This is a genomic window from Micromonospora ferruginea (genome assembly GCF_013694245.2).
In the GTDB taxonomy this organism is placed as follows: domain Bacteria; phylum Actinomycetota; class Actinomycetes; order Mycobacteriales; family Micromonosporaceae; genus Micromonospora; species Micromonospora robiginosa.
Genome location: NZ_CP059322.2, coordinates 5,491,844 through 5,506,524, shown reverse-complemented (window position 1 = coordinate 5,506,524; position 14,681 = coordinate 5,491,844). Strand labels below are relative to the sequence as shown.

13 protein-coding genes and 1 pseudogene are annotated in these 14,681 nt (G+C 75.0%); 8 read left to right on the top strand and 6 right to left on the bottom strand.

Going from position 1 to position 14,681, the window contains the following annotated elements:
• Positions 1–13 precede the first annotated feature (13 nt).
• A pseudogene (locus H1D33_RS24440) lies at positions 14–864 on the top strand (IS5 family transposase).
• 17 nt (positions 865–881) lie between these two features.
• Here the strand turns inward: H1D33_RS24440 and H1D33_RS24435 are convergent.
• From H1D33_RS24435 to mobA, 3 genes are all read right to left on the bottom strand, one after another.
• Positions 882–1,982, bottom strand: coding sequence for a T3SS (YopN, CesT) and YbjN peptide-binding chaperone 1 (locus H1D33_RS24435; protein WP_181570937.1), 1,101 nt, complete (start codon positions 1,980–1,982; stop codon positions 882–884).
• A 69-nt stretch (positions 1,983–2,051) separates the two neighbouring features.
• Positions 2,052–2,306 (bottom strand): DUF6457 domain-containing protein, encoded by a 255-nt coding sequence (locus H1D33_RS24430; RefSeq protein WP_181570938.1) that lies wholly within the window; start codon positions 2,304–2,306, stop codon positions 2,052–2,054.
• Positions 2,303–2,902 carry a molybdenum cofactor guanylyltransferase gene (gene mobA, locus H1D33_RS24425; protein ID WP_181570939.1) on the bottom strand — a complete coding sequence of 200 codons (600 nt, stop codon included), beginning with the start codon at positions 2,900–2,902 and terminating at the stop codon, positions 2,303–2,305. The genes H1D33_RS24430 and mobA overlap by 4 nt, the downstream gene beginning before the upstream one ends.
• Positions 2,903–3,010: 108 nt before the next feature.
• Between mobA and fdhD the strand changes: the two genes are divergently transcribed.
• Positions 3,011–3,865, top strand: coding sequence for a formate dehydrogenase accessory sulfurtransferase FdhD (gene fdhD, locus H1D33_RS24420; protein WP_181570940.1), 855 nt, complete (start codon positions 3,011–3,013; stop codon positions 3,863–3,865).
• Positions 3,866–3,938: 73 nt separating this feature from the next.
• Here fdhD and H1D33_RS24415 read toward each other — a convergent pair whose 3' ends face one another.
• Complete coding sequence (locus tag H1D33_RS24415; RefSeq protein ID WP_181570941.1) at positions 3,939–4,994, bottom strand: DUF4192 domain-containing protein; 1,056 nt, start codon at positions 4,992–4,994, stop codon at positions 3,939–3,941.
• Positions 4,995–5,155: 161 nt separating this feature from the next.
• Between H1D33_RS24415 and H1D33_RS24410 the strand changes: the two genes are divergently transcribed.
• The 5 genes from H1D33_RS24410 (at position 5,156) to H1D33_RS24390 (ending at position 11,963) form a co-directional block, all read left to right on the top strand.
• Positions 5,156–6,070 carry a fructosamine kinase family protein gene (locus H1D33_RS24410; RefSeq protein WP_181570942.1) on the top strand — a complete coding sequence of 305 codons (915 nt, stop codon included), beginning with the start codon at positions 5,156–5,158 and terminating at the stop codon, positions 6,068–6,070.
• Positions 6,067–7,083, top strand: a complete 1,017-nt coding sequence (moaA, locus tag H1D33_RS24405) for a GTP 3',8-cyclase MoaA (protein WP_181570943.1) — start codon at positions 6,067–6,069, stop codon at positions 7,081–7,083. The genes H1D33_RS24410 and moaA overlap by 4 nt, the downstream gene beginning before the upstream one ends.
• Positions 7,080–7,331, top strand: a complete 252-nt coding sequence (locus H1D33_RS24400) for a MoaD/ThiS family protein (protein ID WP_181570944.1) — start codon at positions 7,080–7,082, stop codon at positions 7,329–7,331. The genes moaA and H1D33_RS24400 overlap by 4 nt, the downstream gene beginning before the upstream one ends.
• An 11-nt stretch (positions 7,332–7,342) precedes the next feature.
• Positions 7,343–8,689: a metallophosphoesterase gene (locus tag H1D33_RS24395; RefSeq protein WP_181570945.1), complete on the top strand. Its 1,347-nt coding sequence runs from the start codon at positions 7,343–7,345 to the stop codon at positions 8,687–8,689.
• Between the two features lie 94 nt (positions 8,690–8,783).
• Positions 8,784–11,963, top strand: coding sequence for a UvrD-helicase domain-containing protein (locus H1D33_RS24390; protein ID WP_181570946.1), 3,180 nt, complete (start codon positions 8,784–8,786; stop codon positions 11,961–11,963).
• A gap of 59 nt (positions 11,964–12,022) precedes the next feature.
• Here H1D33_RS24390 and H1D33_RS24385 read toward each other — a convergent pair whose 3' ends face one another.
• Together H1D33_RS24385 and H1D33_RS24380 are read right to left on the bottom strand one after the other, a co-directional pair.
• Positions 12,023–12,658, bottom strand: a complete 636-nt coding sequence (locus H1D33_RS24385) for a prepilin peptidase (RefSeq protein WP_181570947.1) — start codon at positions 12,656–12,658, stop codon at positions 12,023–12,025.
• Between the two features lie 11 nt (positions 12,659–12,669).
• Positions 12,670–13,680 (bottom strand): EamA family transporter, encoded by a 1,011-nt coding sequence (locus tag H1D33_RS24380; protein ID WP_181570948.1) that lies wholly within the window; start codon positions 13,678–13,680, stop codon positions 12,670–12,672.
• Between the two features lie 85 nt (positions 13,681–13,765).
• Between H1D33_RS24380 and H1D33_RS24375 the strand changes: the two genes are divergently transcribed.
• Entirely contained in the window at positions 13,766–14,596 is an 831-nt protein-coding gene (locus H1D33_RS24375) for an LppU/SCO3897 family protein (RefSeq protein WP_181570949.1), read from the top strand.
• The last annotated feature ends 85 nt before the right edge of the window (positions 14,597–14,681 follow it).

The following is a 14,681-nucleotide window of genomic DNA, read 5'->3' as shown; positions in this document are numbered from 1 at the left end:
GATGATGTAGCGCGTGGGTCGTCGCTACGAGTTGTCTGACGTCGAGTGGGAAGCGCTGTCGAGGTATCTGCCGTCGGCGGTGACCGGTGGTCGGCCGCGGGCGGATGACCGGCGGGTGCTCAACGGGATCGTGTGGAAGATCCGGGCTGGAGCAGCGTGGCGGGACGTGCCCGCCCGTTACGGCTCGTGGCAGTCGATCTACACCCGTTTCCGCAGGTGGGCCCTTGATGGCACGTTCGAGCGGATGCTCGCCGGGGTCCAGGCCGACGCGGACGCGGCTGGTGACATCGACTGGCTGGTGTCGGTCGACTCCACGATCGTGCGCGCTCACCAGCACGCAGCCGGCGCTAAAGGGGGCGGCGGGAATCGGACGAACCACAAGATCACGCCCTCGGTCGAAGTCGAGGTGGACTGACCACCAAGATTCACCTCGCCTGCGACGGCTGGGGTCGGACCCTGGCGTTCGTGCTCTCCGGTGGCAACGTCAACGACTGCACCCGCTTCACCCACGTCATGGCCGCCATCCGTGTCCAGCGGGTAGGAACCGGCCGGCCTCGAGTCCGCCCGGACCACGTCATCGCCGACAAGGGCTACAGCTCCAAGGCCATCCGGTCCGACCTGCGCCGACGAGGCATCGGGCACACCATTCCCGAGCGCGCTGACCAGCAGGCCAACCGCCGCCGACGAGGCAGTCGGGGCGGCCGGCCACCAATGTTCGACAAGCAGCTCTACAAACGGCGCAACGTCGTCGAACGCTGCTTCAACCGGCTCAAGCAGTGCCGCAGCGTCGCCACCCGCTACGACAAGACCGCGACGTCGTACCAGGCCACCGTCACCATCGCCGCGCTACTGCAATGGTTGTAACTCTTTGAAGACACGGCCTAGAGGTACATGCCGGTGCGGTGCTCCTGCGCCCGCGACGGCTTGTCCCCCTCGCCGAAGAACCGCTTGCCGCCGAACTCGCCGTGCAGCCGGTCGTCCAGCTCGTCGGCGAGACCGGTCATCACCTGCACGGCCAGCATCAGGTGGGTGGCCTGGAAGTTGCGGCCGAAGACCGGGATCGAGGCCCAGACCGTGTCGTCGGCGCAGTAGAGCCGGCCGATCGGCATCCGGTTGGTCAACTCGGAGAGCTTCACGTAGAGCCGCTCGGTCGGCTCCACCTCCGTCAGCACCGGCGAGAAGACGTCCACGAGCGGCGGATTGTCCCGGACCCGCACGAAGACCATCGCCGAACCGGCCCGGATGTTGATGTCGCCGTCGGAGTCGACCTGCACCTGGTCGGCGTCGGACTTCAACATCGTCGAGACCACCGTGCGCACCCGCTCCTCCAGCGCCAGCACGTCGTTCTCGCCCGCCTGGGCCGCCGCCGCGGCGGCCAACGCCTCGTCCAGGTCGGCCTCCACGTCCCGGTCCGGGCCGAACTCGGCGCGGGCGGTGCCGAGCGGCTCCACCGGCAACGACTCACCGTCGGCGTCGTGCACCAGATAGACCAGGAACGCCGGATGCGGGGCGCCGTAGACGTCCCGCAGCGTCCGGGAGAGCACGGCGGACAGGCGGGTCGCCTCGTCGACGCCGCAGTCCAGACCGAACTGCTCACCGGAGCCCGGCACCACACCCGGCGGCGACCAGCCCAGCGCCACCATGTCGGCCACCGCCGAGCGGTCCAGCCGGTAACCCGTCGGGAGCGTCGCGTTGCCGACCGCCCGGGCCGACAGGCCACCGTCCTCCCCGGCGTCCGCGCTGACCGAGTAGACGGCGTCCCCGGTCCCGGAGGCGGTCGGGTCGAGCGTGACCTCCAGATGCCCACCGGCCGGCAGCCCGCGCAGCCGGTCGGCCAGCGCCCGGGCGAACTCCCGCCAGGCCTCGGTCACCTTGGCCCGCAGATCGGCCGTGGTCGGCTCGTCGAGCAGGATCGACTCGTGCTGCTCCGGCGCGTCGCCGGGGGGCTGGTCGACCGGCGCCGAGGGGTGGTCTGCCGTCATGATCGCCTCCGTCCGTTCCCGCCACCCTACCCACGGGCGCCGCGGACCGGATCCCACCCGACCCGGCTACTACGCCCCGGTCGTCCCGTCCAACTCCACCGGCCACGAGCCCGCCAACGCGCTGAGCCGGGCGGCCGCCGCGGCCGGATCCGCGCCGCGCCCCACGGCCAGACCCAGGAGGTACGCGCTGACCGGCGCACCCGGCCGGACCACCTGGTGCGCCACGTCCCGGGCCACGTCGAGCACCGCCGACACCGGCACCTGCGCCGGGTCCAGATCCAGCTCGGCGCAGGCCGCGGTGACCCAGTCGTCCAGCACCGTCATGTCGTCCACTCCTCGGCCCGGCGTACGTCCTCGTCAGTGTCGCAGTCGAACCAGGGCGGCGCGCCGGCACCGGACCAGGCCACCTCCCGGACCGTGGTGCCGGCCAGCAGGCCGCGTACCGGTGCGCCGTCGACCGTCCCGCCCCGCTGGGCCGCCAGCCGGTCGAGGGCGGCCCGCAGCGCCGGCAGCCGCCACACGCCGCAGAGTTGCTGCCGGCGGCCGTCGCCGTCCACGTAACAGGCCAGCCCGTCGGCCGACCCGTCGAGCGCCCGCCGCAGCACGGCCACCGCCTCGGCGGTGAGCAGGGGCAGATCGGCGGCGAGCAGGGCGACCGTGGGCGCGCCGGAGCGCAGCAGGGCCAGTCCGGCCGCCGTGGCGGCCACCGGGCCACCACCGGGCGGGTCCTCCCGGGTCACCCGCACCCCCGCGGGCACCGGCCCGGACGGACCGACCACCACCCGCTCGTCCGCGTCGGCCACCGCCACCAGCACCCGGTGCAGCATCGGTCGGCCACCGACCGGACGGGCGGGCTTGTCCACCCCACCCATTCGCCGGGCCGCGCCGCCGGCGAGCAGCACCGCCGCGTACCCGGTCACCGCCTCACCCTACCCAGGCCCCCGCCCACCGGACCGCCCCCGCCGGTTCGCCGGTCGGTGAGTGGAGGTGGGAGTGCGGGTGGGGCGGGTGCGGGAGAGGATGACGGCATGGGACGGGCGACAGACCGGCGAAGCGTGCTCCGGATCGACCTGGGGGCGACCGGCGACCGGCGGACCCGGGTCCGCCGGCAGGACACCCTGGCCGTGGAGGAGCCCCTGGAGATCCGGGTCGGACCGGCCGGCCCCGGCCGGCGCCGGCCGCTCGCGGTGACCATGCGGACCCCGGGCGACGACCTGGACCTGGCGATCGGCTTCCTGCTCACCGAGGGACTGATCCGGTCGGCCGAGGACGTGCACACCGCGCAGCTCTGCGCCGGGGCGGACACCCCCAACACCTACAACGTGGTCGACGTGGTGCTCTCCCCCGGCGTGCCGGAGCCGACGACCGACCCGGCCCGGAACTTCTACACCACCAGCTCGTGCGGGGTGTGCGGCAAGGCGAGCATCGAATCGGTGCGCACCCGCTCCCGGTTCGCCGTGCGGGAGGACCCGCTGGAGGTCACCGCCGAACTGCTGGCCGCGCTGCCGGACCGGCTGCGCGCCGCGCAGCGTGCCTTCGACCGCACCGGCGGCCTGCACGCGGCCGGACTGTTCGACGCGGACGGCGAGCTGCTGGTGCTGCGGGAGGACGTCGGCCGGCACAACGCGGTGGACAAGGTGATCGGCTGGGCCGCCCGCGCCGACCGGCTGCCGCTGGCCGGTCACGTGCTGCTGGTCTCCGGCCGGGCCAGTTTCGAACTCACCCAGAAGGCGTGGATGGCCGGGGTGCCGCTGCTGGCCGCCGTCTCCGCGCCCAGCACGCTCGCCGCCGAACTGGCCGAGGAGGCCGGGATGACGCTCGTCGGCTTCCTGCGCGGCCCGACCATGAACGTCTACACCGGCACGCAGCGCGTGCCCGGCTGACCCATCCGCGGCCCGGCGGTGCACGGGCCGGCTCGGCCCGGCGGTGCACGGCCCGGCGGTGCGCGAGCGCTGCTCAGCGGGGCGGGCGACGTCGCCGCCGGCGCAGCACGCTTCCACCGGCGCTCCCGGGCCAGCCGTCCAGCTCGGCCGGGGGCACGCCTCGGCGGAGCGCGTCGTCGAGGAGCACCGCGAGCGGGTATTCCGGATGGGCCGCGAGCACCCGCTCCAGGGCGACGGCGGCCAGCGCGCCGTGCCCGGCCCGCCAGGCGGCGAACGAGAGCAGCGTGCCGGGCGCCGCGGTCAGGTCCGGCTCGGCCCGGCGGAAGACGTCGGTCCAGAGACTGATGTCGACGTCCCGGCCGTCGGTCCGGGACCAGGCGTGGTCTCGGACCGCGACCCGGGTCAGAAGCACGGTCAGCCAGGCCACCTCGTCGTCGTCCAGCCGTTCGCCGCGCCGCTGCCGGCGGAACGCGGCCCGCACCGCAGCGGTGCCGGCCGAACGCACGGTCCGGCCCTCCTCGCCCGGGTGCCCGGACGGGACGGCGTCGGGCGGCGCGCCGGTGAGGGCGGCCAGTCGGTGTCGCGCCCGCCCGGTGGCCCGCCGCATCGCGAGCCGGACCGGGCCGTCGAGCGGCGACACCTGGGCGGCCAGCGCGGCGCGGTCGGGCAGGGCGACCTGACCGGCGAAGACGGCCGCCGCGCTGACCTGGCTGGCCGCCGGGTCGTACGGGGTGCCGTCGGCCGGACAGCACGCCGGCTCGTCGCAGAGGTAGGACCACCAGCGACCGTCGGTCACCCGGAGCGCGTCGAGGACGACCAGCCCGGCCGCGTCCAGCGCGCCGCCGACCGCGTCCACCGCGCCGGTGACCCGGGCGGCCGGCCCGTAGCCGACGACCGTCGCGGCGTCCGCGTCCTGCCGCGCCACCACCTGGGCCAGGTGCCGGGCCGCCGGGCCGGGGTCGGTGCCCGGTTCGGGCAGGTCGCCCCGGGCGGCGAAGACCACGCGCCGACCCCGCACCGCCACCACCACGACACTGTCGGCGGGGTGGAAGCCGAGCAGGTAGGGCACGGCGGCGACGAGGTCGGCCGGCGAGCGGACGGAGAGGCGGGGCGGCTCGGTCGAGTTCATGCCGGGAGCCTGCGGGGCGGCCGGCCGCGCCGGGGGGCCCTGTGGACGACACGCGGTCTGTCCACAAGCACGCAGCGTATCGGTCCAGGTGGGCGACGATCGGCGACGATCGCGGTACGAGCCGGGCCCCGGATGTCCCAGCCACCGACTACCTTGCGGACATGGACCTGGCGTACCTGCGGGCACACCCGGAGCACCTGCCGACCTTCCTGACCCACCAGCGGATCCGGGAGACACCGGTCTCCGGTGGTGACATCTGCACCGCGTCCCGGCTCACCCTGGACGACGGGCACTCCGTCTTCACCAAGAGCTGGCCGGAACGGGCGGCGCGGCCCGCGCCCGACGGCTTCTTCACCACCGAGGCGGCCGGCCTGCGGTGGCTGCGCGACGCCGACGTGGTGCCGGTGCCCGAGGTGCTCGTCGCGCTGCCGGAGCTGCTGGCGCTCGCCTGGGTGGAGCCGGGCGAGCCGGGGCCGGAGGCGGCCGAGGCGTTCGGTCGCGGGCTGGCCGGGCTGCACCGGGCCGGCGCGCAGGCGTTCGGCGCGGAGTGGACCGGGTTCATCGGCGCGCTCCCGCAGGACAACACGCCCGAGGAGGGGCCGTGGTCGAGCTGGTTCGCCAGGCGACGGCTGCTGCCGCACCTGCGGGCGTCGGTCGACCGCGGCGCGCTCACCGGGGCCACCGCGGCGCTGGTCGAGCAGGTGGTCAACCGGGTCGGCGAGTTCGGCGGCGACGAGCCGCCGTCCCGGGTGCACGGCGACCTCTGGTCCGGCAACCTGCTCTGGGGCGCCGACGGCCGGGTCTGGCTGGTCGACCCGGCGGCACACGGCGGCCACCGCGAGACCGACCTGGCCCAGCTCGCGCTCTTCGGCGGCCCGCCGCACCTGGACCGGATCCTCGCCGCCTACCGGGAGGCGTGGCCGTTGGCCGACGGTTGGCGCGAGCGGGTGCCGCTGCACCAACTGCACCTGCTGCTGGTGCACACCGCGCTCTTCGGCGAGGCGTACGCGGAGGCGGTGTCCTCCGCCGCACGGGCCGCGCTCCGGGCCCCCGGACGCGCTACGGTCGAGCAATGACCGCCTCCCGGACGACGGCCGACGGGCCCCTCGCCGACCGCTACGGTCGCGTCGCCCGGGACCTGCGGGTCTCGCTGACCGACAAGTGCAACCTGCGCTGCACCTACTGCATGCCGGCCGAGGGCCTGCCCTGGCTGGCCGGGCCGCAACTGCTCACCGACGACGAGATCGTCCGCCTGGTCGGCGTCGCGGTGCGCCGGCTCGGCATCACCGAGGTGCGTTTCACCGGCGGCGAGCCGCTGATCCGGCCCGGCCTGCCCGGCATCGTGGCGGCCGTGGCCGCGCTGTCGCCCCGGCCGCGCATCTCGCTGACCACCAATGGCATCGGCCTGGCCCGCCTCGCGCCCGCGCTGCGCGCGGCCGGGCTGGACCGGGTGAACGTCTCGCTGGACACGCTCGACCGGGACCGGTTCGCCGCCCTGACCCGGCGGGACCGGCACGACGACGTGCTCGCCGGGTTGGCCGGCGCGGCGTCCGCCGGGCTCACCCCGGTGAAGATCAACGCGGTGCTGATGCGCGGCGTCAACGACGACGAGGCGCCGGAGCTGCTGCGGTTCGCCCTGGCCCACGGCTACGAGCTGCGGTTCATCGAGCAGATGCCGCTGGACGCCCAGCACGGCTGGGACCGGTCGACGATGGTCACCGCCGACGAGATCCTGGCCGCCCTGCGCGCCGAGTTCGCGTTGCGGGCGGACCCGACCGAGCGGGGCGCCGCGCCGGCCGAGACCTGGCTGGTGGACGGCGGGCCGGCCCGGGTCGGGGTGATCGGCAGCGTGACCCGGCCGTTCTGCGGCGACTGCGACCGCACCCGGCTCACCGCCGACGGCCAGGTGCGCAACTGCCTCTTCGCGACCGACGAGTCCGACCTGCGGGCCGCGTTGCGGGCCGGCGCCGACGACGAGGAGCTGGCCCGTCGCTGGCGCGCCGCGATGTGGGGCAAGCGCGCCGGGCACGGCATCGACGACCCGACCTTCCTGCAGCCCGTCCGGCCGATGTCGGCGATCGGAGGATGACGGTGGAGCTGACCGTCCGCTACTTCGCCGGGGCGCGGGCCGCCGCCGGTCGCGCCGAGGAGACCGCATCCGCCGGCCGGTCGCTCGACGAACTCCTGGACGACCTCGCCGCGCGGCACGGGGAGCGACTGGCCGTGGTGCTCAAGGCGGCGAGTTTCCTGGTCGACGGCGTGGCTTGTCATGATCGTCGGACACCGTTGCCGGCCGGGGTGACGGTGGACGTGCTGCCACCCTTCGCGGGCGGCTGAGGGAGGCCGACGTGCTGGCGATGGCGACATTCGTGGGTTTCGTCGTGCTCGTCATCGGCCTGATCCACTTCTACCTGTGGAAGCGGATGGTCCGGGACACCACCCGCCCCGGGCGTCGGCGCCGGGCCGGCGCGGTGGTGGCGGTCCTGCTCGCGTTGCTCGTGCCGGCCACCATGGCCGGCACGCAGAACGGCTTCTACTGGCTGGCCTGGCCGGGCTACCTCTGGCTGGCCCTGATGTTCTACCTGCTGGTGTTGCTGCTGGTGCTGGAGGTGCCGCTCGCGGTGGCCCGGCTGGTGCTGCGCCGGCGGGCCCGGTCGGCCACGACCACCGGGCCGGAGCCCGAACCGGCGCTGGTCGGCGCCGGCACCTCCGCCGGCACCGCGTCCCCGCCGACGGACGCCACCGACCCGCCGTCGACCGGCGACGCGGACGACACCCGACCGGTCGGCGACGCCGCTGACGCGCCCGCGGTGCGCCACACCGCCACCACGCCGCCAGCCGGGCCGACGGACCACGACCCGTCCCGCCGGCTGCTGCTCGCACGCGGCGCGGCGATCTTCGCCGGGCTGACGGCCGCCGGCGTGACCGGCTACGGCGTCCGCACCGCGATGGGGCCGCCCCGGCTGGACCGGGTCCGCATCCCGCTGGCCAAGCTGCCCCGGAGCATGGACGGGCTGCGGATCGCCACCGTCTCCGACATCCACCTCGGGCCGCTGCGCGGCCGGGCGCACACCGAGCGGATCGTCGCGATGATCAATCGGCTGGACGCCGACCTGGTGGCGGTCGTCGGCGACCTGGTGGACGGCTCGGTGGCCGAGTTGGGCGCGGCGGCGGAGCCGCTGCGCGACCTGCGCTCCCGCTACGGCAGCTTCTTCGTCACCGGCAACCACGAATACTATTCCGGCGTCGAGGAGTGGGTCCGCGAGGTGGATCGGCTCGGCCTGCGGGTGCTGCAGAACGAGCGGCAGGAGATCCGGGCCCGGGGCGGGGTGCTCGACCTGGCCGGCGTCAACGACGTGACCGCCGCCGGCACCGGGCTGGCCGGGCCGGCCGACTACGCCGCCGCGCTCGCCGACCGCGACCCGAGCCGCCCGGTGGTGCTGTTGGCCCACCAGCCGGTGGCCGCGCACGAGGCGGCGAAGTTCGGCGTCGACCTCCAACTGTCCGGGCACACCCACGGCGGCCAGATGGTGCCGTTCAACCTGGCGGTGAAGCTCCAGCAGCCGGTGGTCTCCGGTCTGGGCGAGGTGGACGGCACCAAGGTCTACGTCACCAACGGCGCCGGCTTCTGGGGCCCGCCGGTGCGGGTCGGCGCTCCGCCGCAGGTGACGCTGGTGGAGTTGCGCGCCCCATAGCGCGCCAGGGCCGCCGCGTCCAGCACCGCATTGCTCAGGTCACGCGTACGCGTGGCGGCGGGCGGGTAGGCAACCGGACGTGACAGGATGCGGCGTGCCTCCGTTCAGTGCCGCACCCCCCGGTGGCTCCCCGCCCTACGTCGCGGATCTGCACATCCACTCGAAATACTCGCGGGCGTGCAGCCGTGACCTGACCCTGCCGAACCTCGGCTGGTGGGCCCGGCGCAAGGGCATCGGGGTGCTCGGCACCGGCGACTTCACCCACCCCGCCTGGTACGACCACCTGCGCGAGACGCTGCACCCGGCCGAGCCCGGTCTCTACCGGCTGTCACCGGAGGCGGAACGGGACATCGCCCGGCGGCTGCCGCCCCGGCTGGCCAGCGAGGCGGAGGCGGACCCGGTCCGGTTCATGCTCAGCGTGGAGATCTCCACCATCTACAAGCGGGACGACCGGACCCGCAAGGTGCACCACCTGATCTACCTGCCGGACCTGGACGCGGTGGGCCGGTTCAACGCCGCGCTGGGCCGGATCGGCAACCTCGGTTCGGACGGCCGGCCGATCCTCGGGCTGGACTCCCGCGACCTGCTGGAGATCACGCTGCAGGCCAGCGAGGACGGCTACCTGGTGCCGGCGCACATCTGGACGCCCTGGTTCTCCGCGCTCGGCTCGAAGTCCGGCTTCGACGCGATCGCCGACTGCTACGCCGACCTGGCCGAGCACATCTTCGCGGTGGAGACCGGGCTCTCCTCCGACCCGGAGATGAACTGGCGGGTCGGCAGCCTGGACCGCTACCGGTTGGTGTCGAACTCGGACGCCCACTCGCCGCCGGCGCTGGGCCGGGAGGCGACCGTGCTCACCGCGCCGCGCGACTACTTCTCCATCCGCGAGGCGCTGCGCACCGGCGACGGGCTGGCCGGCACCGTCGAGTTCTTCCCGGAGGAGGGCAAGTACCACGCCGACGGGCACCGGCTGTGCGGGGTGAACTGGTCGCCGGAGCGGACCCGCGAGGCGGGCGGTCGCTGCCCGGAGTGCGGCAAGCCGCTGACCGTCGGCGTGCTCAGCCGGGTCGAGGCGCTGGCCGACCGGCCGGCGGGGCACCGTCCGGCGCACGCCCGCGAGGTGGCCCACCTGGTGCCGCTGGCCGAGATCCTGGGTGAGCTGAACCGGGTGGGCGCGCGGTCGAAGAAGGTCGAGGGCAAGCTCAACGAGTTGGTCGCGGCGCTCGGCCCGGAGTTGGAGATCCTGACCCGTACCCCGGTGGAGGAGATCGGTCGCGTCGGCGGCGAACTGCTCGCGGAGGGCATCGGCCGGCTGCGCCGCGGCGAGGTGCGCCGGGTGCCGGGTTACGACGGTGAGTACGGGGTGATCACGCTGTTCGATCCGGCGGAACTGGGCGCCTCGGGTGGCGGTGGGCAGGACGCGCTCTTCGACGTACCCGTGCCGGCGCAGCGGCGGCCCGCGGAGCCGGCGCCGAAGCCGAAGGCCAAGCGCCCGGCGGAGGCGCGGCCGGAGCCGAAGCGGAAGCCGGCCGCGCCCCCGCTCGCGCCGCCGCCCTCCCCGCACGAGCCGTTCGAGCCGATGCTGGCCGGCATGGAGGAGGTCGGCACCGGCCTGCTGGACCGGCTGGACGCGATGCAGCGGGTGGCCGCGTCGGCACCGGGTGGCCCGCTGCTCATCGTGGCCGGCCCGGGCACCGGCAAGACCCGGACGCTGACGCACCGGATCGCCTACCTGTGCGCGGAGCTGAACGTCTTCCCGGACCAGTGCCTGGCGATCACGTTCACCCGGCGGGCGGCCGAGGAGCTGCGGCACCGCCTGGACGGGCTGCTCGGGCCGGTCGCCGAGGACGTCACGGTGGGCACCTTCCACGCGCTCGGCCTGACCGTGCTGCGGGAGAACGCGGCGGCGGCCGGGCTGCCGGCGGACTTCCGGATCGCCGACGACACCGACCGGGCGGCGGCCCGCGCGGAGGCCGGCGACGACGACGAGCGGTACGTGGCGTTGCTGCGCAAGCGGGACCTGGTGGACCTGGACGAGCTGCTCACCCTGCCGGTGGCGCTGTTGAAGGGCGACTGGAAGCTGGTCCGCGACTACCGGGAGCGGTGGAAATGGATCTTCGTCGACGAGTACCAGGACGTCGACGCGGTCCAGTACGACCTGCTGCGACTGCTCAGCCCACCCAACGGCAACCTGTGCGCGATCGGCGACCCGGACCAGGCGATCTACTCGTTCCGGGGCGCCGACGTCGGCTACTTCCTGCGTTTCTCGCAGGACTTCACCGACGCCCGGCTGGTCCGGCTGAACCGCAACTACCGCTCCTCCGCGCCGATCCTGGCCGCCGCCGTGCAGGCGATCGCGCCGTCGTCGCTGGTCCGGGGTCGCCGCCTCGACCCGGCCCGGCTCGACCCGGAGGCCCCGCTGGTCGGCCGGTACGCCGCGACCACCGTCTCCGACGAGGCCGACTTCGTCGCGCGTACCGTCGACGAGCTGGTCGGCGGCCTGTCCCACCGGTCGCTCGACTCGGGCCGGATCGACGGGCGGGCGACCTCGTTGTCCTTCTCCGACATCGCCGTGCTCTACCGCACCGACTCCCAGGCCGCGCCGATCGTGGACGCGCTGGCCCGGGCGAACATCCCGGTGCAGAAGCGGTCGCACGACCGGCTGCGCGACCGGCCGGGCGTCACCGCGATCGCCCGCGAGCTGCGCCACGCCGGCCTCGACGGCTCCCTGACCGCCCGGGTGCGCGAGGCCGGCCGGATCCTGGCGGAACGCTTCGCCGTGCCGACGCTCGACGGCACCGGCGCGGTACGCCCCGAGGACGTCCGCACGGCCGTGGACCTGCTCACGCCGCTGGCCCGGCGCTGCGGCGACGACCTGGGGTCGTTCCTCAACCAGCTCGCCACCGGCGCCGAGGTGGACGCGCTGGACCCGCGCGCCGAGGCGGTCACGCTGCTCACCCTGCACGCGGCCAAGGGCCTGGAGTTCCCGGTGGTGTTCCTGGTCGGGGCCGAGGACGGGCTGTTGCCGCTGCGCTGGCCGGGCAGCGAGCCGGACGACGACGCGGTGGCCGAGGAGCGGCGGCTGTTCTTCGTCGGGTTGACCCGGGCGCAGGACCGGCTCTACGTCAGCCACACCGCCCGGCGCAGCCGGCACGGCTCGGAACGCCAGACCCGCCCGACGCCGTTCCTCGACGTGATCGACCCGGCGTTGTTCGACCGGCTCGGCTTCGCCGAGCCCCGCCGCCCGCGCGATCACCAGCTCCGCTTGATGTGAAAGGCGGGGCCCCTTCTTAACGCCTACGGTAGAGAAGGGGCCCCTTCTCACCGCTACGTTCAGGTGAGCACGGCGGCGAGCCAGGCGCCGGTGAGGATCGCCGGGCCGAACGGCAGCGGGGTGTCCCGGCGGATCCGGCCGGCGACGAGCAGCACGAGCACCAGCGTCCCGGCGAGCACGTGCGGGAGAAGCAGCCCGAGCCGGAGCGTCGGCCAGCCGAGCCAGCCCAGCGGGAGCCCGAGGGCGGCGGCGAGCTTCACGTCACCGAAGCCGAGCCGGGCACCCGGCAGCAGCGCGAGCAGCAGGTATGCGCACAGGGACAGGCCGGCGCCGGTCAGCGCGGTCGCCGCGCGGCCCGGTTCGCCGACGACCAGCGCCGTCCCGGCCAGCCCGAGCCCGCCGAACGCCACCGCGCCCACCAGCGGGTCGGGCAGTCGCAGCGCGATCAGGTCGGTCACCGCGAGCACCAGCCCGGCCGCCGCGATCAGCAGGAGCACCGGCAGCGCGGGGTCGGCGCCGCGCCGGGCGGCCAGGCCGCCGAACACCACCGCCCCGGCGACCGCCACGCCGACAACCGCCCCGCCGTCGGCAGGCCCGCCGGGAGGTACGCCGAGGACGTGGCGGCCGAGCGGCACCGCGAGCCGGCCGACCAGCCCTCCGAGCGCCGCGATCCCCACCACCGACGCCGTCGACACGGGCCGGGACGCTACCGCCCGTCCGGCGTCGGGGCCGCCCCGTCGACGGCTGCCGGCGTCCTCCGGCGCGGACGTTCGGTGCTCACCACCACCGCCACGCCGGCCACGATCACCGCGCCGCCGAGCAGCACCTGCGCGGTGACCGGCTCGGCGACGAGCAGCGCGCCGAGCGCCACCGCGACCGCCGGGTTGACGTACGCGTACGTGGAGACCAGGGAGATCGGCGCGTGGGCGAGCAACCAGACGTACGCGGTGAAGGCGACCAGCGAGCCGGCCACCATCAGGTACGCCAGCGCCACCCAGGACCGGCCGGTCACCTGGGCCGGGTCGAAGTCGCGCAGCTCTCCCCGCACGGCCGCGATCACGGTGAGCGCCACCGCGCCGGCCACCATCTCGTAGACGGTGGCCACGAACGGGTCGGCGGGCATCCGGATCCGGCCGGACAGGTAGGAGCCGACCGACCAGCTCACCGCGCCAGCGACGACGGTCAGCGCGCCGGCCAGCGGCACGCCGTCCACGCCGTCGCGGGGCAGCACGAGCAGGACGAGCCCGGCGAAGCCGAGCGCCACGCCGACGAAGGTCCACGGGCGGGGGCGGTCCCCGCCGACGGTGCGGAGCACCACCACGAGGAGCGGGACGGTGGCGACCAGCAGCGCGGCGACGCCGGAGGGCACCGCGTCGCCGGGCGGGCCCGACTCGGCGAGCACCACCAGCCCGTTGCCGCCAGCCAGCAGCAGCACGCCGACCAGCGCGGCCGAGCCGAGGTGGCGGGGCGGCACGCGCAGCGATCCCGGACCGCGTCGGAGCCGGAGCACCAGCGCGAGCACGACGGCGGCGGCGGCGGCGAACCGCATCGCGGCGGAGGTGAGCGGCGGCAGGGATTCGACGGCGACCCGGATGCCCAGGTAGGTCGATCCCCAGAAGACGTAGACCAGGGCCAGTGCGGTCCAGATCAGGGCGGTCCGGGCCGGCGGCGCCGCGGTTCCGGTGGCGTCCGTCGCAGTCGTGGGGCGTGAGCTCATCGGTGGACCACGCTACGGTGACCACGGCGTCGGCGTCGCCCCTTGGTGGCCGGCCTCTCAGCACTGGCGTACGCAGGAGGCGTTCATGTCGAACTTCGGACCACCGGGCGGCGGCGCACCCGAGCCGTGGGGCGCACGACGCCCCGACGACGGCTACGCCCCCGATCCGCACCGGGGCGGCCCGCAGTACGGCCCGCCCCAGCAGTACGGGCCGGCGCCGGAGTGGACCGGCGCCCCGCCGCACCAGGGCTACCCGGCCGACCCCGGCTACCCGACCGGGCAGCCGGCCTACGACGCCGGACAACCGCCCTACCAGGCCGGGCCGCCGGCCTACGACACCGGGCAGTCGCCCTACCCGGCCGGGCCGGGCCCGTACGCCGGCGGGGGTCAGCCGCCGTACGCGGGCGGCCCGCCGCCGTACCTCGCCGGGCCGGCGCCCTACGACCAGCCGACGCCGCCCAAGCGGGGTCGGGGACCGCTGCTCGTGGTGGTGATCGTGCTGGCGGTGCTGCTGCTGGGCGGCGCCGGGGCGTACTGGCTGCTCGGCCGGGACGAGGAGAGCCCGACGGCCGGGACGACGGCCGCCACCGCGCCGGCCGCGGAGCCGACGGCGGCGGCGCCGAGCGACGCGGCGGAGGTGACGCCCACGGCGGCGGCGCCGGCCTCGTCGACCGATCCGCGTTTCGTCAAGGCGGGTCAGTGCGTGGCCAACGAGGGCGGCAGCGGCCAGCCGAAGCTGGTGATCGCCGACTGCGCCCCGAAGACGTACGAGGTGCTGCGCCGGATCGACGGCGCGACCGGCGGCAAGAAGGACGCCGAGGCGAAGTGCGGGAAGGTGACCGGCTACACCGACTGGTACTTCTTCGACAGTGAGCTGGACACGCTGGACTTCGTGCTCTGCCTGAAGCGGCGGTGAGACGGCGGTAGGCAAAACTAGGGCTGTCTAGCATCCACGCTAGACAGCCCTAGTTTCTTGTCGACGCCGACACGCGGTAGCCGCC